The sequence below is a fragment of the Clostridium celatum DSM 1785 genome, assembly GCF_000320405.1.
Taxonomy (GTDB): domain Bacteria; phylum Bacillota; class Clostridia; order Clostridiales; family Clostridiaceae; genus Clostridium; species Clostridium celatum.
This window is the reverse complement of record NZ_KB291615.1, coordinates 1-20,790: the sequence shown is the minus strand read 5'-3', so window position 1 is coordinate 20,790 and position 20,790 is coordinate 1. Positions and strand designations below refer to the sequence as shown.

22 protein-coding genes are annotated in these 20,790 nt (G+C 28.4%); 21 read left to right on the top strand and 1 reads right to left on the bottom strand.

The genetic code is table 11. The annotated features are described in order from the left end of the window. Window positions 1-24 precede the first annotated feature (24 nt). The 5 genes from HMPREF0216_RS02955 (at window position 25) to HMPREF0216_RS02935 (ending at window position 4,374) form a co-directional block, all read left to right on the top strand. Complete coding sequence (locus tag HMPREF0216_RS02955; protein ID WP_005210964.1) at window positions 25-984, top strand: ABC transporter permease; 960 nt, start codon at window positions 25-27, stop codon at window positions 982-984. Between the two features lie 17 nt (window positions 985-1,001). Beyond that, window positions 1,002-1,919, top strand: a complete 918-nt coding sequence (locus tag HMPREF0216_RS02950; protein ID WP_005210961.1) for an ABC transporter permease — start codon at window positions 1,002-1,004, stop codon at window positions 1,917-1,919. Window positions 1,920-1,932: 13 nt separating this feature from the next. Continuing rightward, window positions 1,933-2,994 carry an ABC transporter ATP-binding protein gene (locus HMPREF0216_RS02945; protein WP_005210960.1) on the top strand — a complete coding sequence of 354 codons (1,062 nt, stop codon included), beginning with the start codon at window positions 1,933-1,935 and terminating at the stop codon, window positions 2,992-2,994. Beyond that, a complete protein-coding gene (locus HMPREF0216_RS02940; RefSeq protein ID WP_005210957.1) occupies window positions 2,987-3,955 on the top strand; it encodes an ABC transporter ATP-binding protein in 969 nt (322 codons plus the stop codon). Before HMPREF0216_RS02945 ends, HMPREF0216_RS02940 begins: the two co-directional genes overlap by 8 nt. Window positions 3,956-4,029: 74 nt before the next feature. Then, complete coding sequence (locus HMPREF0216_RS02935; RefSeq protein ID WP_005210956.1) at window positions 4,030-4,374, top strand: hypothetical protein; 345 nt, start codon at window positions 4,030-4,032, stop codon at window positions 4,372-4,374. Between the two features lie 93 nt (window positions 4,375-4,467). Here HMPREF0216_RS02935 and HMPREF0216_RS02930 read toward each other — a convergent pair whose 3' ends face one another. After that, the gene (locus HMPREF0216_RS02930) at window positions 4,468-4,770 is read right to left on the bottom strand and encodes a hypothetical protein (protein WP_005210954.1); all 303 of its coding nucleotides are present in this window, start codon (window positions 4,768-4,770) and stop codon (window positions 4,468-4,470) included. A gap of 459 nt (window positions 4,771-5,229) precedes the next feature. On the opposite strand from HMPREF0216_RS02930, the gene HMPREF0216_RS02925 reads away from it, so the two are divergent. The 16 genes from HMPREF0216_RS02925 to HMPREF0216_RS16225 all read left to right on the top strand — a co-directional run bounded on the left by HMPREF0216_RS02925 (window position 5,230) and on the right by HMPREF0216_RS16225 (window position 20,475). After that, window positions 5,230-5,589 (top strand): ArsR/SmtB family transcription factor, encoded by a 360-nt coding sequence (locus HMPREF0216_RS02925; RefSeq protein ID WP_005210952.1) that lies wholly within the window; start codon window positions 5,230-5,232, stop codon window positions 5,587-5,589. Window positions 5,590-5,628: 39 nt separating this feature from the next. Next, a complete protein-coding gene (locus HMPREF0216_RS02920) occupies window positions 5,629-8,112 on the top strand; it encodes a heavy metal translocating P-type ATPase (protein WP_005210949.1) in 2,484 nt (827 codons plus the stop codon). A 438-nt stretch (window positions 8,113-8,550) separates the two neighbouring features. Continuing rightward, window positions 8,551-9,186 carry a redox-sensing transcriptional repressor Rex gene (locus tag HMPREF0216_RS02915; RefSeq protein ID WP_005210947.1) on the top strand — a complete coding sequence of 212 codons (636 nt, stop codon included), beginning with the start codon at window positions 8,551-8,553 and terminating at the stop codon, window positions 9,184-9,186. A 372-nt stretch (window positions 9,187-9,558) separates the two neighbouring features. Then, window positions 9,559-10,368, top strand: a complete 810-nt coding sequence (locus HMPREF0216_RS02910) for a short-chain-enoyl-CoA hydratase (protein ID WP_005210946.1) — start codon at window positions 9,559-9,561, stop codon at window positions 10,366-10,368. A gap of 158 nt (window positions 10,369-10,526) precedes the next feature. Continuing rightward, window positions 10,527-11,666, top strand: coding sequence for an acyl-CoA dehydrogenase (locus HMPREF0216_RS02905; RefSeq protein WP_040418685.1), 1,140 nt, complete (start codon window positions 10,527-10,529; stop codon window positions 11,664-11,666). Window positions 11,667-11,682: 16 nt separating this feature from the next. After that, a complete protein-coding gene (locus HMPREF0216_RS02900) occupies window positions 11,683-12,462 on the top strand; it encodes an electron transfer flavoprotein subunit beta/FixA family protein (protein WP_005210943.1) in 780 nt (259 codons plus the stop codon). Window positions 12,463-12,484: 22 nt separating this feature from the next. Next, window positions 12,485-13,507 carry an electron transfer flavoprotein subunit alpha/FixB family protein gene (locus tag HMPREF0216_RS02895; protein ID WP_005210942.1) on the top strand — a complete coding sequence of 341 codons (1,023 nt, stop codon included), beginning with the start codon at window positions 12,485-12,487 and terminating at the stop codon, window positions 13,505-13,507. A gap of 323 nt (window positions 13,508-13,830) precedes the next feature. Further along, on the top strand, window positions 13,831-14,679 hold the full coding sequence (locus HMPREF0216_RS02890) for a 3-hydroxybutyryl-CoA dehydrogenase (RefSeq protein WP_005210937.1): 849 nt from the start codon (window positions 13,831-13,833) through the stop codon (window positions 14,677-14,679). Window positions 14,680-15,093: 414 nt separating this feature from the next. Then, complete coding sequence (locus HMPREF0216_RS02885; protein WP_005210935.1) at window positions 15,094-15,477, top strand: PH domain-containing protein; 384 nt, start codon at window positions 15,094-15,096, stop codon at window positions 15,475-15,477. 45 nt (window positions 15,478-15,522) lie between these two features. Beyond that, on the top strand, window positions 15,523-15,948 hold the full coding sequence (locus HMPREF0216_RS02880) for a C-GCAxxG-C-C family (seleno)protein (RefSeq protein ID WP_005210933.1): 426 nt from the start codon (window positions 15,523-15,525) through the stop codon (window positions 15,946-15,948). 358 nt (window positions 15,949-16,306) lie between these two features. Beyond that, on the top strand, window positions 16,307-16,654 hold the full coding sequence (locus tag HMPREF0216_RS02875) for a carbohydrate binding domain-containing protein (RefSeq protein WP_005210931.1): 348 nt from the start codon (window positions 16,307-16,309) through the stop codon (window positions 16,652-16,654). 210 nt (window positions 16,655-16,864) lie between these two features. Then, complete coding sequence (locus HMPREF0216_RS17870) at window positions 16,865-16,999, top strand: hypothetical protein (RefSeq protein WP_005210929.1); 135 nt, start codon at window positions 16,865-16,867, stop codon at window positions 16,997-16,999. Window positions 17,000-17,129: 130 nt separating this feature from the next. After that, window positions 17,130-17,321, top strand: coding sequence for a hypothetical protein (locus tag HMPREF0216_RS02870; protein WP_005210927.1), 192 nt, complete (start codon window positions 17,130-17,132; stop codon window positions 17,319-17,321). A gap of 48 nt (window positions 17,322-17,369) precedes the next feature. Further along, window positions 17,370-18,041 carry an MSCRAMM family protein gene (locus tag HMPREF0216_RS02865; protein ID WP_005210925.1) on the top strand — a complete coding sequence of 224 codons (672 nt, stop codon included), beginning with the start codon at window positions 17,370-17,372 and terminating at the stop codon, window positions 18,039-18,041. 171 nt (window positions 18,042-18,212) lie between these two features. Continuing rightward, on the top strand, window positions 18,213-19,139 hold the full coding sequence (locus HMPREF0216_RS02860) for a DNA-3-methyladenine glycosylase family protein (protein WP_005210924.1): 927 nt from the start codon (window positions 18,213-18,215) through the stop codon (window positions 19,137-19,139). 256 nt (window positions 19,140-19,395) lie between these two features. Continuing rightward, window positions 19,396-20,475, top strand: coding sequence for a M28 family metallopeptidase (locus HMPREF0216_RS16225; protein WP_005210918.1), 1,080 nt, complete (start codon window positions 19,396-19,398; stop codon window positions 20,473-20,475). Window positions 20,476-20,790 lie beyond the last annotated feature (315 nt).

The window sequence follows — 20,790 nt, the reverse complement described above, 5'->3', positions numbered from 1 at the left end:
CAAAAATAAAGAGGTGAAGGAAAAATGACTAAATATATAGCAAGAAGATTTGGTGAAATGATATTAACTTTATTTTTAATAGCAACATCAACATTCTTTCTTTTAGGTGTAATACCTGGTAATGCGTTAACAGGTAAAATTGAAAAATTCCCAGAAAAAATTCAAGAACAAATGCTAGCTAAATATGGATATGATAAGCCATTACTTGAAAGATATGTTATAACTATGAAAAATATGATTTTTAAAGGCGATTTTGGACAATCAGTAAATAGACCAGGTGAAAGCTTAAATACAATATTAAGAGATAAGATGCCAATATCAACAAGATTAGGAGTACAACAAGTTGCAGTAGGAGTTACATTAGGAATTATTTTAGGAATTATAGCGGCAATGAAAAGAGCTACTGCAATAGATTACATAATACTTGTAGTCGCAATGATACTTATATCAATGCCATCCCTGGTGTTGTCTTTATTACTACAAAAATATGGAGCAGCAAATTCAAATTTCTTTAATTTGCCTATCATAGGATGGCCAAGTGGAAAAGATTTATGGTTTGGAGGCTGGGAATATACAATTCTTCCAACAATAGCTGGTGCATGTGGATATATAGCATCATATGCGAGATTAATGAAAACAAGTATGCTAGATGTAATAAATCAAGAATATGTTTTAACAGCAAGATCAAAGGGATTATCTGAATTTAAAGTAGTTACAAGACACATTTTAAGAAATTCATTTATTCCAATAATAACTGTATTACCAATGACTATAGCAGGTGTAATATCTGGTTCATTATTTATAGAAAGAGTATTTGCTATACCGGGTATTGGTAAGTACTTCGTTGAAGCTGTACAAGGAAGAGATATACCTATGGTTATGGGACAAACTATTTTCTTCTCAGCAATTTATTTAGTAGTAATTTTTGTGACAGATATATTATATACAGTTGTTGACCCACGTATAAAAATAGTTAAAGGGTAAGCAGAAGGGAGAATAAAATGAATGCGCTAAAAGATAAAAGATTTGAATTTGTAGATACATCATTGTTAAATGCAGATGCAGTAGTTAGACCTAATGTTGGTTATTGGCAAGATGCATGGAGAAGACTTAAAAGGAATCCAGTAGCCATGACTGCATTATTTATGCTTATAGCTATTATTATTATGACAATAATAGGTCCTAAACTTAGAGGATTAGATTATGAAACTATAGTTACAGGTGCTAAAAATCAATCACCAAATTCAGAGTATTGGTTTGGTACTGATGCTCTAGGAAGAGATTTATTCTCAAGAGTATGGGCAGGGGCAAGAATTTCTATAATAATTGCATTAGTTGCAACATTAATTAAAGTTGTTATAGGTGCACTTTATGGAGCTGTAATGGCTTATACTGGTGGTGTTGTAGATGAAATAATGATGAGAGTTGTTGAAGTTTTAAATAGTATTCCAAGTTTTATTTTAACAATGCTTATAATAGTTGTACTTGGTAATGGATATGTACCTTTATTAATTGCTTTATGTATAACTGCATGGACTTCAACAGCTAGAATGATAAGAGGACAAATTATGCAGCTTAGAGAAAGTGAATATGTTCTTGCATCAAAAGCATTAGGTGCTTCAAATATGAGAGTAATAATTAAGCATTTATTACCAAACACAATTGGATTATTAATATTAGATGTAGCATCATCTATCCCAGGAATTATATTTAGTGAAACTGTACTTGGATTCTTAGGCCTTGGTCTTCAACCACCAGAATTTAGTTTAGGATCATTATTATCAGCAGGACAAGCAACGATGTCATTCTATCCATATCAATTACTATTTCCATCAATAGTATTATGTTTACTTGTTTTATCATTTAACCTTTTAGGTGATGGGCTTAGAGATGCTCTAGATCCTAAATTAAGACATTAGGAGGTATTGGCTAATGGAAAATAAAATAAAATCTAAAGATATAAAGAAAGTACCTTTACTAGAGGTTAAGGATTTAAAAGTTTCTTATCATACTTATGCTGGAGAGGTGCAAGCGGTTAGAGGAGTTTCTTTTGATGTAGATGAAAAAGAAATTCTTGCAATAGTTGGGGAATCAGGATGTGGTAAAAGTGTTACTTCAAGAGCTGTAATGTCTCTTATCCAAGCTCCTCAAGGAGAAATTAAAAAAGAAAGTAAAATACTTTACAATGGTAATAATATATTAGATTTTGATAAAAAAGAAATAAGAAATTTTAGAGGTGGAGATTGTGCAATGATATTCCAAGATGCATTAACTTCACTAAATCCAACAATGAAAGTTGGAACTCAAATTATGGAAAACTTAATAGGGCATAGAGGATTAAGTAAAGCTGAAGCTAAAAAAGAAGCAATTAAACTTTTAGAAGCAGTTGGAATCCCTACACCTGAAAAGAGAGTTAATCAATATCCGCATGAATTTTCAGGTGGTATGAGACAAAGAGTTATGATAGCTATTGCTATAGCATGTAATCCTAAAATATTAATCGCTGATGAACCAACAACGGCTCTAGATGTTACAATACAAGCACAAATATTAGAACTTATAAAAGAGTTAAAAGATAGATTAAATACAGCCGTTATATTAATTACACACGATTTTGGTGTAGTTGCTGGTATGGCAGATAAGATTGCTGTAATGTATGCTGGTAAAATAATAGAAAGTGGTGCTAAGCATGAAATATTCTATAATCCAAAGCATCCATATACACATGCATTATTAAATTCTGTTCCAAAGCTTGAATGGAAGAATAAAGAATTGCTTCAAACAATAAAAGGAACTCCTCCAGATTTAATAGCACCACCAAAAGGTTGTGCATTTGCAGCACGTTGTAAATATTGCATGAATATATGTTTAGAAGAAGAACCAGAAGTATATAGTTTTGAAGAAGGTCATAAGGCTATGTGTTGGTTATACCATGAAAATGCTCCAAAGGGAGTTTTAGAAGTTGCAGCTACAGGAGGTAACATCAATGAGTAATTCAAGTAAAGTTGTAATGGAAGTAAAAGGATTAAAAAAACACTTTAAAGTAGGAAAAAATCAAATTCTTAAAGCAGTTGATGATGTTTCTTTTTCAATAAGAGAAGGTGAAACTTTAGGACTTGTTGGAGAATCAGGATGTGGTAAAACTACGTGTGGTAGAACTGTTATAGGTATGTATGATAAAACTGGCGGACAAGTATTATATAATGGAAAAGATGTGCATGCACTAAGAGGAAAAGAAAAGAAAGCTTTTAGTAAAGATGTACAAATAATATTCCAAGATCCATATGCATCTCTTGATCCAAGAATGACTGTTGCAGATATTATTGCAGAAGGAATAGACATTCATGGATTAGCTAAAAATTCAAAAGAAAGAGATGAAAAAGTATTTAATCTACTTGAAATGGTAGGGCTTAATAAGGAGCATGCTAATAGATTCGTTCATGAGTTTTCAGGTGGACAAAGACAAAGAATAGGTATAGCAAGAGCATTAGCTGTTGAACCAAAATTTATTCTTTGTGATGAACCTATTTCAGCATTAGATGTTTCTATTCAAGCTCAGGTTGCTAATCTTTTAATCAAATTACAAAAGGAATTAGGATTAACATATCTTTTCATAGCCCATGATTTAGCTATGGTTAAACATATATCAGATAGAGTTGCAGTTATGTATCTTGGAAGCATGGTTGAAGTTGCTGCATCAGAAACTTTATATGAAAATCCAAAACATCCATATACAGAAGCATTAATGTCAGCAATTCCGATTGCAGATCCAGATGTAGAAGAAAGCAGACAAAGAATAATGCTTGAAGGGGATGTTCCAAGTCCAATTAATACTCCACCAGGATGCAAATTCCAAGGTAGATGTAGTAAAGTTATGGATATTTGTAAGAAAGAAGCTCCACAATTAAAAGAGGTGGAAAAAGATCACTTTGTAGCATGTCATTTATGCAAATAGATGTATGAAATGCTTAGGTAAATTTAATTTTAGATTTACCTAAGCATTAATTAAAGATCAGGAGTTGATATAATATGTACAAAAGAATAATTAGTGATAGCCTTAAATGTATAAAGCTTGGAAGTTTACTTTCATTAATTATAGTTGTTTTAATGGGAATAATAGGACTTTTGATTAATAAGGGAAATATTTTAGAAAGTGTTTATATCATACGAGGAGCACTATTAATGATAGGTAGCTTAGCTGTAATTTTAGGGTCTATGCTAATCTTAAAAAAAAGATCAGAAAAAGAATTGGAACATATTGAAGAGTGGAAAGAAAAGTATAAAAAGTTTTCATATAAAACAGTAATAATTTTAAATGGATTTGTTATACTTTCTTATGGTGTGTTTTTAGACTGGCTTTTATATCAAATTTAAAAAGTAATATTGTAGTTATATATTTAGTCAAAACAAAGTACTATTCAATGGGCGCTATAACACTGAATAGTACTTTGTTTTTTTATATAAAAATTATTGAATATATTCAATAATTTTATTATAACGTTCTTTATTTTCAAATAATGAAACGGTAGATTTCACATTAATAAACCTTTCTACAACACAAGCAGCAAAATTTTTGTCTGCAGTATGCAATACACCATTTACAGAAACTAATGGTCTGTTATATTTATCAAAACCTTCTAATGAAACTGTATAGCCACTATTTTTTAGATATAATAGAACTTTTCCTAAAAATTCATCTGGATCAGTAATAGTTCTTTCATTAATAAATACGTCAAAGCAATCTTCATTATGCTTGTATATGCCCTCCATAATACACCTCATTTCTATATATTAAAAATACCCTTATACATATATATTTCAATGAGAATACAATAATTCCTTTAAACGTTTACTTAAAATATTAAAATGTTTACAAAAAACAAAACGAAGGCATTAGCAGACTACCTTCGTTTTAAACCTATTTTTTGCCTGGTAGGTTTATGTATTAATTATACCATTAAAATACAATTAAGAAAATACAATAAAGTTAGAATTATGTAAAAATTTATTATAAGTTCCTATTAGGATACATATAAATAAGAATTTAAGGGTATATTTGTTAAAAAATGATGATTTATCAGTAATATAAAATTAAAAGTTTTTAATTTTTAAATGAAAAAAATTTCTAGGAATGTTGACTAAAATGATATGAAATGCATATAATATAAATATAAACATATGAACAATTATTCATATGTTTTAATGAAAAGTTAAAGGGAGAGTAGTTAAATGGTGGAAAATAATATAGAAAAATGTTCATGTAATGTAATACATAAAGATACTGTAATTAAGGTGAAAGAAAAGCTACCGAAGGAGGAAACATTATATGATTTAGCAGAACTTTTTAAGGTTTTTGGAGATAGTACTAGAATTAAAATTTTATGTGCACTTTTTGAATCAGAAATGTGTGTATGTGATTTATCAGCACTTTTAAGTATTAGTCAATCAGCTATTTCACATCAATTAAGAGTTTTAAAATCAGCAAGGCTTGTTAAGTTTAGACGAGACGGAAAGGTTATATATTATTCATTAGATGATGAACATATAAAGCATATATTTGATGAAGGATTAAAACATATAACTGAATAAAAATTTATTTTAGTTATTAAAGATAAGGAGGGAATATAATTGGAAGTAAAACTAGAATTAGAAGGATTAAATTGTGCTAATTGTGCTAATAAAATTGAAGATAAAGTAAGTAAGTTAAATGGAATTAAAGAAGCAAATTTGAATTTTTCAACAAGTGTTTTAACTGCAGAAATTCATGAAGAAAGTCTGAAGGATGAAATAATAAATCAAATTAAAGAAATAGTAAACAAATTAGAGCCACATGTTAATGTTAAGGAAAGAAAACAAAATAAAACAATAAATAGTAGTAAAGAGATATGTAAAAATATTAAGTGTAGTGATTTAGAAGATAATAATGACAACAAAGAATTAAAATTTAAATTAGAACTAAAGGGATTAGATTGCGCAAATTGTGCAAATAAAATTGAGAATAAAGCTAGTAAATTAGAAGGTGTAAAAGAAGCAATTTTAAATTTTACTACAACAACATTAAATGTAGAAATAAAAGAAGGCTATAACAAGAAAGATACGATAAATGAAATAAAAAAAATAGTTTTAAATTTAGAACCTAATGTTGTAGTTGAAGAAATTTATACCAATAAGAATACGAAAGCAAATAATAGTATATGTAATGATAATAAATGTAAAGTTAATAATGATACTTCTGAAATAAAAGCAATCTCAGGGAGCACAGATAATAAATTATTATTTTATATTAAAGACAATTTAAGGTTAATTATAGGTATAGTAGCGTATGTCATTGCATTAATATTTAAAGGGGATGGAAATTTATTATCAATAATTTTATTTGCAACTAGTTATTTGATCATAGGAGGAGATGTAGTTTTAACTGCAATAAAAAATATAGCTAGAGGAGAAATATTTGATGAAAATTTCCTTATGAGTATAGCTACAATTGGTGCATTTTTTATAGGTGAATATCCAGAAGCAGTGGCTGTTATGCTTTTCTACCAAGTAGGAGAAATGTTCCAAGGATATGCAGTAAATAAATCTAGAAAATCAATTTCATCTCTTATGAATATAAGGGCAGATTATGCAAATGTATTAAGAGATAATAAAGAAATAAAGGTTTCACCAGAGGATGTTTATATCGATGAAATTATAATTGTTAAGCCAGGTGAAAGAATACCTCTAGATGGTGTAGTAATTGAAGGAACAAGCTTTATAGATACAGCTGCATTAACAGGTGAATCAGTTCCAAGAGAAATTAAAGAAGGAAATGAAATATTATCTGGAGCTATAAATACCAATGGAGTATTAAAGGTTAAGGTAAATAAAGAATATGGTGAATCAACCGTAGCAAGAATATTAGAATTAGTTGAGAATGCTTCAAATAAAAAAGCACCAACAGAAAAGTTTATAACAAAATTTGCAAAGGTATATACTCCAATAGTAGTTATAGTAGCTATAGTTGTAGCAATAATACCACCATTAATACTAAAAGATGCTACATTTTCAGAATGGATTTATAAAGCATTATCCATATTAGTAGTATCCTGTCCATGTGCTTTAGTGGTATCAATTCCTTTAGGATTTTTCTCTGGAATAGGGGCTGCATCTAAAAAAGGTATACTAGTTAAAGGAGGAAATTATCTAGAAGCACTTAAAGAAAGTGAAGTAGTGGTTTTTGATAAAACCGGAACTTTAACAAAAGGTGTGTTTAAAGTAACTGAAATAAATACAGAAAATATAAGTGAAAGTGAGCTTTTAGAGATTACTGCAATTGGAGAAAGTCACTCTAATCATCCTATTGCAAAATCAATAATACAAGCTTATGGAAAAGATATAAATAAAGAAGAGATAAAGAATTATAAAGAAATTTCCGGATATGGTATAGAAGCTAGTATAAGGGATAATAACGTACTAATTGGAAATAGTAAGCTAATGAAATCTTATAATATAAACTATGAAGAAAAAAAATCCATTGGAACTATAGTACATGTTGCTATTAATGGATTATATAAAGGGAATATAGTTATATCTGATGAGATAAAAGAAAATGTAAAAGAAGCTTTAAAGTCATTAAAATCAGCAGGGATTAAAAAGACAGTAATGCTTACTGGAGATAATAAATTAGTTGCAGAAGAGGTAGCTAAGAATATAGGAATAGATGAAGTATATTCAGAGTTATTACCTGGAGATAAGGTTGGGAAAGTTGAAGAGTTATTAAATAGAAGTGATACAAAAGGAAAAGTAGTATTTGTTGGTGATGGAATAAACGATGCACCAGTATTAGCGAGAGCTGACATTGGAGTTGCTATGGGTGGCGTTGGTTCAGATGCAGCAATTGAGGCTGCTGATGTTGTATTAATGCAAGATAATATTTATTCATTAGTTGATTCTATACAAGTTTCAAAAAGAACAAGTAAAATATTATGGCAAAATATAATTTTTTCACTAGGGGTTAAGATTGCAGTAATGATATTAGTTGTTTTAGGTTTAACAAACATGTGGGCAGCTGTATTTGCAGATGTTGGAGTAACCTTAATAGCAGTATTAAATTCAATGAGAATCATTCGATAAATATTGACAAAATATATTATGTTAATTATAATAATTTAAGTCGAGAACATTTTTAAGGCATAAGGGTGTAGCATACAAGATCAGCTTTGACTCTTGTATAAAGTTAGATTGTAGAATCTAACTTTGCATTTAAATGAGACTTATGTATAACGGATCTGCTACGTTATACATAAGTCTCTATTTTTAGGCAAAAATAAGTTTGAGATGAAAGTAAGCATTGAAAAAATATATAAATTGAAATAAAATATTTTTAAGTTAAAAGTTAATAAAATTAAATTTAAATTAAAAATGAGTTTTAATTTAAATTATATAAGTATTTAAAAATTTTAAATCATATTTGTAAATATAGAATTAAAATAAAAAGTATGTTATTATATTATCAAAGTGTTAGGTTGGTAAAATAGAGAATTTTTAAAAGAATAAGGAGATTCATATACTATGGAGAAGAAAAAAAATGTTTCTATGGCAGTAATTAAAAGATTACCAAAATACCATAGATATTTGAAAGAGTTGATGAGAAATGAAGTAGATAGAATTTCTTCCAAAGAATTGGGAGAAAAAATAGGATTTACTGCATCTCAAATAAGACAGGATTTAAATAATTTTGGAGATTTTGGTCAACAAGGTTATGGGTACAATGTAAAAGAATTATATAAACAAATTAGTTTAATTTTAGGATTAGATAAGGATTATAAAGGAGTAATAGTTGGAGCAGGTAACTTAGGGCAAGCAATTGCAAACTATGGAAGATTTTCTGATGATGGATTATCAATAGAGGCTATATTTGATGCAAATCCTAAGCTTGTAGGAATGAAAATTAGAGATGTAGAAATAAACGATATTGATACATTAGCACAGTATTTAGAAAGTAATACTATAGATATTGGAGTAATTTGTGTTCCAAGAATAAATGCTCAAAAAGTTAGTGATATATTAGTTAAGGGTGGAGTAAAAGCTATATGGAATTTTGCACCTGTAGATTTATCAGTACCAAGTGATGTTACTGTGGAGAATGTACACCTTTCAGAAAGTTTATTAACTTTGGTATATTTAATGAATAAAGATGAAAAGTAAAATGATAGCATACATGATTTAAGATGTATGCTATTTTTTTTATTATTAAAATTTAAGTCTATTATACGTTTTTAATGTGTAATTTAATATTTAAATTGTTATTTATTATACAAAAGAAAATAAAGGGAAAAAAGAGATAATAGTAAACGTATTCCAAGAAAAAAATTGAAAATAAAGAATTAATATACTAAAAAAGAAAATATTAATTTCAAATGCTAAATTTAGCTATTATAATTATAAGTAGGTTAAGATTATTCAGAATCTTCTAACCAAAGATGAGATTATGAGTTATTTTTTTTGATTTATTTGTTACATAATTAACAAAGAATTATAGGGTATAAATGAATTTGGGTATAAAAGGGAGGAAGAATCATGGAAATTAAAAATGTAATCTTAGAAGAAGAGTTAAAAAATGTAACTCTTGAAAAAGAGGGGAATTTAGCAATTATAACAATAAATAGACCAAAAGCATTAAATGCTTTAAACTCTGACACTTTAAAGGATTTAGATGTTGCTATTACTAATATAGAAAATGATAACGATATTTATTGTGTGATACTTACAGGAGCAGGAGAAAAGTCTTTTGTTGCAGGGGCTGATATTGCTGAGATGAAAGATTTAGATTCTAAGGGTGGAGAAGAGTTTGGACTTTTAGGTAATAAAGTATTTAGAAGATTAGAAACTTTAAATAAACCTGTAATAGCTGCAATTTCAGGATTTGCATTAGGTGGAGGTTGTGAACTTGCTATGGCATGTGATATAAGAATTGCATCAGAAAAGGCAAAATTTGCTCAACCGGAAGCAGGGCTTGGAATTACTCCAGGATTTGGAGGAACCCAAAGATTACCAAGAATAGTTGGACTAGGTAAAGCTAAAGAATTAATTTATACTTGTGCAATGATTAATGCTGAAGAAGCTTTAAGAATTGGATTAGTTAATAAGGTTGTTCCGTTAGAAAATTTAATGGATGAAGCTAAGAAAATGGCAGCAGCTATAAATGCTAATGCTCCAATTGCAGTAAAGCTTTGTAAAGATGCAATTAATAGAGGAATGCAGGTAGATATGGATAAAGCTATAGAGATTGAGGCAGAAGACTTTGGTAAATGCTTTGACTCAGAAGATCAAGTTGAAGGAATGACAGCTTTCTTAGAAAGAAGAGCAAAGAACTTTAAAAATAATTAGGGATTAATAATTAGCAGTTAGAGGTTAGGGTTAAGGGTTTGGATATTTCATCTTAAACTACTAAGTACAAGCTAAAGACTACTGATTTATTCAAATATATAAGTAAGTTGTGTATATATATTTACACAATAAGGGTATTGCAGGGAGGTAAAAAAGCAATGAATTTTGGATTAACTAGAGAACAAGAGTTAGTAAGACAAATGGTTAGAGAATTTGCAGTTAATGAAGTAAAACCAATAGCTGCTGAAATTGATGAAACAGAAAGATTTCCAATGGAAAATGTAGAAAAAATGGCTAAGCTAGGCATGATGGGTATACCATTTCCTAAGGAATTAGGTGGCGCTGGCGGAGATGTATTATCATATATTATCACTGTTGAAGAATTATCAAAAGTTTGTGGAACACATGGAGTTATAGTTTCAGCTCATACTTCACTTTGTGCTTCATTAATATATGAAAATGGAACTCCGGCTCAAAAGGAGAAATATTTAGTACCACTTGCAAAAGGTGAAAAGATAGGTGCTTTTGGTTTAACAGAACCAGGTGCAGGTACAGATGCTGCAGGACAACAAACAACAGCTGTTTTAGAAGGCGATAACTATATATTAAATGGTTCTAAAATATTCATAACAAATGGTGGAGTTGCAGATACTTTCATAGTATTTGCTATGACTGATAAAAAACAAGGAACTAGAGGGATATCTGCTTTCATAGTTGAAAAAGACTTCCCAGGATTCTCAATTGGAAAGAAAGAAGACAAGCTAGGAATTAGAGCATCTTCTACTACTGAACTTATATTTGAAAACTGTGTAGTACCAAAAGAAAACTTAATAGGTAAAGAAGGTAAAGGATTTGGTATAGCAATGAAAACTCTTGATGGAGGAAGAATTGGTATAGCTGCTCAAGCATTAGGTATTGCAGAAGGAGCTTATGAAGAAGCTGTTAAATATATGAAGGAAAGAAAGCAATTCGGTAGATCATTATCAGCATTCCAAGGATTACAATGGATGATTGCTGAAATGGAAACAAAAATTGAAGCAGCTAAATTATTAGTTTACAAAGCTGCATGGCTTAAACAAAATAAGCTTCCATATTCAGTAGATGCGGCTAAGGCAAAATTATTTGCTGCTGAAGTTGCTATGGATGTAACAACTAAGGCTGTTCAAATACATGGCGGATATGGATATACTAAGGAATATCCAGTTGAAAGAATGATGAGAGATGCTAAGATAACTGAAATCTATGAAGGAACTTCAGAAGTTCAAAAGATGGTTATTGCAGGCGCTGCATTAAGATAATAGGGAGGCATTAATAATGAAGATAGTAGTTTGTGTAAAACAAGTACCAGATACAACAGCTGTAAAGATAGATCCAAAAACAGGGACTCTTATAAGAGATGGTGTTCCTTCAATAATAAATCCAGAAGATAAGCATGCTTTAGAAGCTGCATTACAATTAAAAGAAAATCATGGAGCGCACGTGACTGTAATTAGCATGGGACCTCCACAAGCTAAAAATGCATTAAGAGAAGCTTTATGTATGGGAGCTGATGAAGCTATTCTTTTAACAGATAGAGCATTTGGAGGAGCTGATACATTAGCAACTTCAAAAACAATTGCATCAGCAATTAAAGAGTTAGAATATGACATAATATTTGCTGGAAGACAAGCCATTGATGGAGATACTGCACAAGTTGGTCCAGAAATAGCAGAACACTTAAATGTACCTCAAGTAACATATGTACAAGGTGTTGAAGTTGAAGAAAATGGATTAGTAATAAACAGAGCTTTAGAAGATGGATATGAATTAATAAAAGTTCAAACTCCAGTACTTTTAACAGCTATTGAAGAATTAAATCATCCAAGATATATGAATGTTCAATATATCTTTGATACAGTAGATAAAGAAGTAAAAGTTATGACTGCAGCAGATCTTAACGTACCAGCTGAAGAATTAGGATTAAAAGGTTCTCCAACAAAGGTTAAGAAATCAATGACTAAAGAAGCTAAAGGCGCAGGAGAAATCGTTAAAGAATCAGCTCCAGAAGCAGTAGCATATGTTTTAGGAAAATTAAAAGAAAAACATTACATCTAAAGGTAGTAGGAGGGTATTTACGATGAATATAGCAGATTATAAAGGCGTTTGGGTATTCGCTGAACAAAGAAATGGTGAATTACAAAAGGTTTCTTTAGAAATATTAGGAGAAGGTAGAAGACTAGCTGATGAATTAGGAGTTAATTTAACAGCTGTATTATTAGGGAATAATGTATCAGCTTTAGCAGACATTTTAGGTGAACATGGTGCTGATGAAGTATTAGTTGCTGAACATGAATTATTAGAAAAGTATACAACTGATGGATATACAAAAGTTATTTGTGAGTTAGCTAATGAAAGAAAACCAGGAATATTATTTATTGGGGCAACTTTCATTGGAAGAGATTTAGGTCCAAGAGTTGCAGCTAGACTTTCAACAGGATTAACTGCTGACTGTACTTCTTTAGCTGTAGATGTTACAAATGGTGATTTACTTGCAACAAGACCTGCATTTGGTGGTAACTTAATGGCAACTATTGCTTGCCCAGATCATAGACCACAAATGGCTACAGTAAGACCAGGAGTGTTCTCTAAAGTTAACGAAAAAAGAGAAAACTTTAATATAGAAAATGTTTCTGTAAGCTTAGAATTAACTGATATTAGAACTACAGTTTTAGAAGTAGTAAAAGCAAATAAAGACATAGTTGATATTGGAGAAGCTAAAGTTATTGTTGCTGGTGGTAGGGGTGTTGGAAGTAAAGAAAACTTTGCACTTTTACAACAATTAGCTGATATTTTAGGTGGTGTAGTTGGAGCATCAAGAGGTGCTGTTGATAAAGGATGGATTGAAAGAGATTACCAAGTTGGACAAACTGGTAAAACTGTAAGACCAACAATTTATATTGCGTGTGGTATTTCAGGGGCAATTCAACACGTAGCAGGTATGCAAGAATCAGATGTGATTATTGCTATAAATAAAGATGAAACAGCTCCAATAATGAAAGTTGCAGATTATGCAATTGTTGGAGATATAAATAAAGTATTACCAGAAATGATCAATAAATTAAATGCAATGAATGAAGCTGCCGTAGAAGTATTAGTATAATTTAAAAGACTATAGGATTTTAAAAAAGAAACTCAGAAATAGAGCTTCTAATAACAAATTAAAGTGAAATAATATAAATTTATAAGTAAGCAGTTATAAAAGGCCAATTATGATTAATGTATTATAAAGTAAAACAGCCTAGGAGTTTTATTTTATAAACAGTGCTTGTGGAAAATTAGTTATAATATTTTTAATAATTGTGAATAAAATCTTTTAGTGTATGAATTATGTTTAATTTTAAAGTAGTAATCTATTCATATAAATAATATAAAAATGTATGAGTATAGAAATTGAGAATTATAGTATAAAGTGAGGGTTAAAATATGGAAAAGATATTTGTTTTAGGTGCTGGAACTATGGGTGCTGGAATAGTTCAAGCTTTTGCTCAAAAGGGTTATCAAGTTATAGTTAGAGATATTAAAGATGAATTTGTTGAAAGAGGAATTGCAGGAATCAATAAAGGTTTATCTAAGCAAGTAGCTAAAGGAAAGATGACTGAAGAAACTAAAGAAGATATATTATCTAGAATTTCAGGAACAACTGATATGTCTTTAGCTGCAGATTGTGATTTAGTTGTTGAAGCTGCAATTGAAAACATGAAAATAAAAAAAGAAATATTCGCTGAATTAGATTCTATTTGTAAGCCAGAAACTATTTTAGCTTCAAATACATCTTCTTTATCAATAACAGAAGTTGCACCAGCTACTAAGAGACCAGATAAGGTTATAGGAATGCATTTCTTTAACCCTGCTCCAGTTATGAAGCTAGTTGAAATTATTAGAGGAATGGCAACATCTCAAGAAACTTTTGATGCTGTAAAAGAATTATCTTTAGCTATTGGAAAAGAACCAGTAGAAGTTGCAGAAGCTCCAGGATTTGTAGTTAATAGAATACTTATCCCAATGATTAATGAAGCTTCATTTATTCTTCAAGAAGGAATTGCATCAGTTGAAGACATAGATACAGCTATGAAATTTGGTGCAAACCATCCAATGGGACCTTTAGCTTTAGGAGATTTAATAGGATTAGATGTTTGTTTAGCAATAATGGATGTTTTATATAATGAAACTGGTGATACTAAATACAGAGCTAGCAGTACATTAAGAAAATATGTTAGAGCTGGATGGTTAGGTAGAAAGACTGGAAGAGGATTCTATAACTATAACGCTTAATTTATTTAAGTATATAAAATTAAGAAAGAAATATTTTTTTAAAGTATTTCAAGGTTAATAATACAAGTTTATAAAAAGAAAAGAATTAATAAAAAGTTTTTACTATATTAATTTAAAATAATATTTGAAGAGAAATAATAATATATTTGAAAAGAAAATTTAATTTTTGAGCTTTATTTTAATAGAGGAAGGTAACTATCGACGGGTGGTTATCTTCTTTTATTTTTACTATAAAATAAAAGAGAAAAGAAATGTAATAAGAATTATTATAAAACTATATATTTATTGCAGTTGTACAAGAAAAAAATATCAAAAGTATACTATAATTGAATTATATTATTATAAAGAGTTGAATTCAAAAATTATTAAAATAAAAGTTTTAAAAGTAATGTAAATAAATTTAGGAGGAAAGTCATGGAGCAAATAGGAAATAAAAAGATTTTTAACTTTTATGGGGAAACTGATATTCCAAAACACTTAATTGGATTTGTTGGACAATATGAACAACCATTATTTGCAGTAAAAACAGTTAGAGATGTAGCATTATTTACTGATAAAAAAATATTGTTATGCGATAAACAAGGGATTACTGGTAAAAAGGTGGAATATTATGCAGTTCCATATAGTAAAATAGTTACTTATGCAATAGAAACAGCAGGTCATTTTGATATGGATTCTGAAATAAAATTATTTTTAACTGGTGGAATAGAAGTTGAAATGAAATTTTTAAAAGGGAAAAATATGGATTTGTTACTTAAGAAGGTATTTGATGTTATAAATAATTATGTAACAATGTAAATAAGTGAAAACAAAAGTTTAATTAATAAGAGGTGTTTTTATAAAGTGTTAGTTGAAACTATGAAAAAATATTATGATAAGAAGTATGATTTAAATTGTGCAGAGTGTATGTTAACTGCTGCAAATGAGGAATATGATTTAGGATTACCTAAAGTAGCTATAAAATCAATGTCAGCATTTGGTGGTGGAATGGGAATAGGGTCTGTTTGTGGAGCTATTACAGGATGTATTGCAGTACTTGGTATTATGTTTACTAAAGATAGAGGACATGCTAGTCCTCAAGTTAAAGAAATGACAATTAAATTTATCAATGAATTTAATAAAAAATTAGGAGCAATTGATTGTATTCCATTAAAAGAAATGCATTATAAGGATACAGAAAATAGATGTATTAAAATGATGGAAGTGGCAGCAATAACTTTGGATGATATAATATATAAAAATAAAGATAAATATACAGTATATAGATAGAGATATGAATTAAACTTAATAATAAAGCCAGTAGGAATATTTAAAATATGACCTGCTGGTTTTTTTATTTATTGAGAAGAGAATAATTTGAAAGTATATTTACATATTATTTTTTTGAAACAAGATAATTATAAATATTCCTGTTCTTGCAGAAGTAAAGTTATGGCGTGAAAAATATTTTCATATTGAAAATCCTAATGATGATCAAGGAAATCCTACAGTCGGAAAAGGTGATGATATTAGTTTTGTATTAGTATTTGGAAATGATGGTGAAATAACATGTGAAAATGATGAAGCTAATGAAAATCCATCTGTTGAAGATACTTTAGAGATACAAGATCCAATTCGCCTAAAATTAATGAGCTTATGCATTGGAGAAGATTATGAACTTTGGGTTGTTAGTGATAACGGTACAGATTATCAAGTAGAAAGATGTCATATTTTTGAACCAGGAAATTATACGCTTCAATTAAGAAAAAAAGTAGATGATGGAGAAGCAACTCCATATTTTGATATACCTTGCCATTATATATGCTGTGTTTCAATGTTATTCCAAATAGAGTTTCCAGCTTGTCCTCAATGTCCGGATGATTGTGTAAGTGAAGAAATAGTAAATGGAAGTTTTGAAACACAAAATTTTGATGGATGGAATGTAGAAGGTGAATCAGAAGAGGCAACTGCTACAGTAACAACTAATGGAGGTTGAATTCCTACAGCAGAATGTGGAGACTATTTTGCACTTTTACAATCAAATTCTGATGATGAACTTTATATTGAACAAAGCTTTGAATCATGTGAAGGAAAAAGGATTCAAGGGTATGCACAAATCAGTGTACCAGGACAAATTGAGATAGCAAAAGTAGAGCTTTTTGATTCAGGAGACACTCTAATAGATAGTATAGATTTAAAAACTAATGTGTATCAAAACAGATGGGGATTATGGCAATTTGAAATTCCTTCTGATGGAGAATTTACTATCAGAATGACTATTACAGGTAAAGATCAAGGTACAGCTGGATATTTAGGTATAGACTGTGTTGAAATAATTTAAAAATTAATAGGATAAATAGTTTATAGCTATTTGCTCTATTACTATTAATATTTATTAAATAATAATTTATATTAAAGATTAAAAAAAGTAGTATTATATACATCATATTTAATTTTTAATAGGAGGAAAAATGGCAATAATAAATTTTTCAAGTAATATCATTTCTGATTCTGATTCTAAAATATCTTTTGAACCATCAATTATAGGAGAAGTAAGTAGAAATAATATAGATAAAAAAAATATAAATGAAAATAAAAAAAAAGCTACAAAAAATAATAGTAAAGGTATAAAAAACAATAGTAATTGTAGACAAAATAAATAACAAAAGGCTATAGAAAAAGAAAGTTATCCAATAAGTGGAGTTGTATATTTGGATATTAATAATGACAATGTTAAAGATAAAGGAGATATTTATTTGGAAAATATACAGGTAGAACTATATACCTATGATAATTTAAAAAAACCATTTAGAATACAATTAACAGATTCCAATGGATATTATGAGTTTAAGGATATAGAATTAAATAAATATTATATAAGAATAAAGGTTCCAAATGGATATGGTTTATTAGAAAAGGGAGAGTATTCAAATATTAGTCCTAAAACACTTATATCTGATAGAATTTATAATAATAAGGAAGGAATAAATATTATTGTAGGTCTTAGAAAGTTATTTAAAATATTAGGGGTAGTATTTTGGGATTACAATAGGAACTGTAGTTATGAAAATGTTGATAGTGGGATAAATAATATAATAATGAAAATCTATAATGAAAAAAATGAGCTTATTGATTTAACAGTAACAGGTAAGAATAAATTTTTTAATGGATATTTTGAATTTGATAATTTAGCTCCGGGAAGATATAGAATAGAATTTGAATGTATAGAAGGATTAAAGGTTTGCAAACCTAGGAAAACTTATTATGGATCTAAGGCAAATCCTATAAGTAATAGTATAAAAATAAATCTAAAGAATAAAGATATTGAAACGGCATTTGTTGGTTTTTATAGACCTAAAAATATATCTAATAAAAGTTATTAATAACTTATTATAATATTGAAAAGAATGATTGTTTAATATAAAATTAAAGATAATAATTATTAATTAAAAATAATTAATAGGTATAATGAATACACAAATAAATAATAATATATAGTAAAAGTATGGTTATAATATTATAGCTATACTTTTATTATATAGGAGAGGTGAAAAATGAATTACACAAATGTAGTAGAACAACAAAATTCAATAATAATAGAGGATGTAAAAGACTTTAATATAAAACAAATTCTTGAGTGTGGACAATGCTTTAGATGGGAAAGAATAACTGATACAAATTACATAATAGTTGCGTTTAGAAGAGTAATAGAAGTAGTTCAAGAAGGAAACAAAGTTATAATATATAACACAAACATGAAAGATTTTAATGAAATATGGAAATCTTATTTTGATTTAGATAGAGATTATGGAGTAATTAAAGAAGAATTATCAAAAGATGAATTGCTAAGAAAGAGTGTGGAATTTGGTTATGGAATCAGAATATTAAATCAAGATCCTTTTGAAATATTAATAAGTTTTATAATATCTGCTAGAAACAGTATTCCATCAATAATGAAGACTATTAAAAAGATTTCAGAAAAATGGGGAGATAAGTTAGAGTATAAGGGAAATATATATTACGCTTTTCCAACTCCTGAACAATTAAAAAAAGCTACATTAGATGAAATTAAAGAAACAGGAGCATCTTTTAGAAGTAAATATATAGTTGATACTATTGGAAATGTAAATGCAGCTATTGAAGCAAAGCAAAAAGGAGAATTAACAGAAGAATTAAGACAGTTTGATCTTGATTATATAAAATCATTACCAAGTGCTGAATGCCACAAGGCGCTTCAAAACTTTATGGGTGTAGGAGCTAAAGTTGCAGATTGTATAATGTTATTTTCAATGGGCAAACATTCAGCATTTCCGGTTGATGTTTGGATAAAAAGAGCAATGATTCATTTTTACTTAGCACCTGATGTTTCTTTAAATAAAATTAGAGTTTTTGGTAGAGAAAAATTTGGAGAACTATCAGGACTTGCTCAGCAATATCTTTTTTATTATGCAAGAGAAAACAATATAAAGATTGAAGAGTAAAAAGACTTGAATATAATTTAATTAATATATGAATTAGAAAATTTGATATAAGTTTAAATATTTAAAAATGTGAGGTTTAATAATCTCACATTTTTTATTTAATCAATAATTAAATAAATTCTAACTATATTACATAATATAAAAATAGTTAGATTATAGTAGTTTGGATAATAATTCAAATTATATAGACGGAGTATAATCAAACATCTATAATGTAAATTAATGGTATAAAAGCAATTTAGAATAGGAGGTAAGCATGAATATTAAAAATAAAATAATAAGTATTTTATCAAGTATATTAGTTTTAAGTTTAATTTTATCAGGATATAAGTTTTATGATAAAGATAAATTAGGAAAGAATAGTAATATAGAGAGTGAAAATAAATTAGTAGCTGAAGAAGTAATAAGTGAAGAGATAGAATCTTTAGACGAAGATTCCACAACTTTTAAGGATGGCGCTAATGCATATGAATTAAATATTGAGGGAATTATGGAGCAACTTACTTGTGATACATATTTATCAAGAAAAGTAGGAACAGAAGAAAATATAAAGGCTATGAAATTTATAAAAAATTACTTTGAAGCTATTGGATTACAACCTTTTAACAATGGTGACTATTATCATGATGTTAGAGGAATGAGAGGAGAGTTGTTAAATCAGCTAGGAGTTCCTAATAATACAGATGTTAAGAATGTAATAGGCGTTATAAAGGGTGAAGATAATAAAAATGCAGTAGTAATATCAGCTCATTTTGACCATATAATATTAAATAATGCTCAAAATACTAAGCTTCAAGGTGCTGTAGATAATGCATCTGGAGTATCTACACTACTTGAAAGTGCAAAGGATTTGGCTAAATACTATAAAAATAAAAAGCCAGCTCATGATATTATATTTGCAGCATTTAATGCAGAAGAGTTAGGACTAATAGGGAGTATGGCATTTGTTCAAGAATTTAAGGATAATTATGATAAATGGTATAACATAAATATTGATTGTATTGGCATTAAAGATGAAGGTGGTTTGGCCGTTGAAAATAATGTTGAACGATCACAAGAATTATATAATGATTTTATTGATGTTTTAGATAAAAATGATGTTAATTATGAAATGGTGCCATATGCAATGAATGAAGATGGAAGAATAGTAGGAACTAGTGATCATGCAGTATTTAGCAAGTATGATAGCGCATCATTAATAATAGGTCAATGTGGAATTTCAGATGTAGTTCATACTACCAATGATAGTATGGAAATTATTGATGTTGAATTAATAAATGAAATAAAAGATGTTTTAGTAGAATTTATAATAGAATCAGATTCAAAAATATATTAAATTTATAGGTAAAAATCCTAATGTATTTAAATTTTTTTTTATACATTAGGATTTTATTAATTTCAATATATAAAGATAAAAATTCATATAGCAATTCTTATTAGGTATTGTTAATTTAACCAAGAAAATTATATTTAATGACAACTTTGTTATTGCAAAAAAAGTAATTATGATAAAAATGTAATAAATTGACAATAACTGCAAATACGTTATAAAATAAAAGAGTGCTAGTATTATCTTAATTAAAATCTTGATTTGGTAATACATAATAAAAATTATATTTAATAGAATCTGTTAAGCTGATATGAAAAAATA

Bases quoted from the DNA above. Each gene is read 5' to 3' on its own strand.
- HMPREF0216_RS02940 (WP_005210957.1), top strand. From the start codon at position 2,987: ATGAGTAATTCAAGTAAAGTTGTAATGGAAGTAAAAGGATTAAAAAAA.
- HMPREF0216_RS02860 (WP_005210924.1), top strand. From the start codon at position 18,213: ATGAATTACACAAATGTAGTAGAACAACAAAATTCAATAATAATAGAG.
- HMPREF0216_RS02895 (WP_005210942.1), top strand. From the start codon at position 12,485: ATGAATATAGCAGATTATAAAGGCGTTTGGGTATTCGCTGAACAAAGA.
- HMPREF0216_RS02870 (WP_005210927.1), top strand. From the start codon at position 17,130: ATGGCAATAATAAATTTTTCAAGTAATATCATTTCTGATTCTGATTCT.
- HMPREF0216_RS02890 (WP_005210937.1), top strand. From the start codon at position 13,831: ATGGAAAAGATATTTGTTTTAGGTGCTGGAACTATGGGTGCTGGAATA.
- HMPREF0216_RS02910 (WP_005210946.1), top strand. From the start codon at position 9,559: ATGGAAATTAAAAATGTAATCTTAGAAGAAGAGTTAAAAAATGTAACT.
- HMPREF0216_RS02905 (WP_040418685.1), top strand. From the start codon at position 10,527: ATGAATTTTGGATTAACTAGAGAACAAGAGTTAGTAAGACAAATGGTT.
- HMPREF0216_RS02885 (WP_005210935.1), top strand. From the start codon at position 15,094: ATGGAGCAAATAGGAAATAAAAAGATTTTTAACTTTTATGGGGAAACT.
- HMPREF0216_RS02935 (WP_005210956.1), top strand. From the start codon at position 4,030: ATGTACAAAAGAATAATTAGTGATAGCCTTAAATGTATAAAGCTTGGA.
- HMPREF0216_RS16225 (WP_005210918.1), top strand. From the start codon at position 19,396: ATGAATATTAAAAATAAAATAATAAGTATTTTATCAAGTATATTAGTT.
- HMPREF0216_RS02955 (WP_005210964.1), top strand. From the start codon at position 25: ATGACTAAATATATAGCAAGAAGATTTGGTGAAATGATATTAACTTTA.
- HMPREF0216_RS02930 (WP_005210954.1), bottom strand. From the start codon at position 4,770: ATGGAGGGCATATACAAGCATAATGAAGATTGCTTTGACGTATTTATT.
- HMPREF0216_RS02950 (WP_005210961.1), top strand. From the start codon at position 1,002: ATGAATGCGCTAAAAGATAAAAGATTTGAATTTGTAGATACATCATTG.
- HMPREF0216_RS02900 (WP_005210943.1), top strand. From the start codon at position 11,683: ATGAAGATAGTAGTTTGTGTAAAACAAGTACCAGATACAACAGCTGTA.
- HMPREF0216_RS02875 (WP_005210931.1), top strand. From the start codon at position 16,307: ATGAGCTTATGCATTGGAGAAGATTATGAACTTTGGGTTGTTAGTGAT.
- HMPREF0216_RS02915 (WP_005210947.1), top strand. From the start codon at position 8,551: ATGGAGAAGAAAAAAAATGTTTCTATGGCAGTAATTAAAAGATTACCA.
- HMPREF0216_RS02945 (WP_005210960.1), top strand. From the start codon at position 1,933: ATGGAAAATAAAATAAAATCTAAAGATATAAAGAAAGTACCTTTACTA.
- HMPREF0216_RS02925 (WP_005210952.1), top strand. From the start codon at position 5,230: ATGGTGGAAAATAATATAGAAAAATGTTCATGTAATGTAATACATAAA.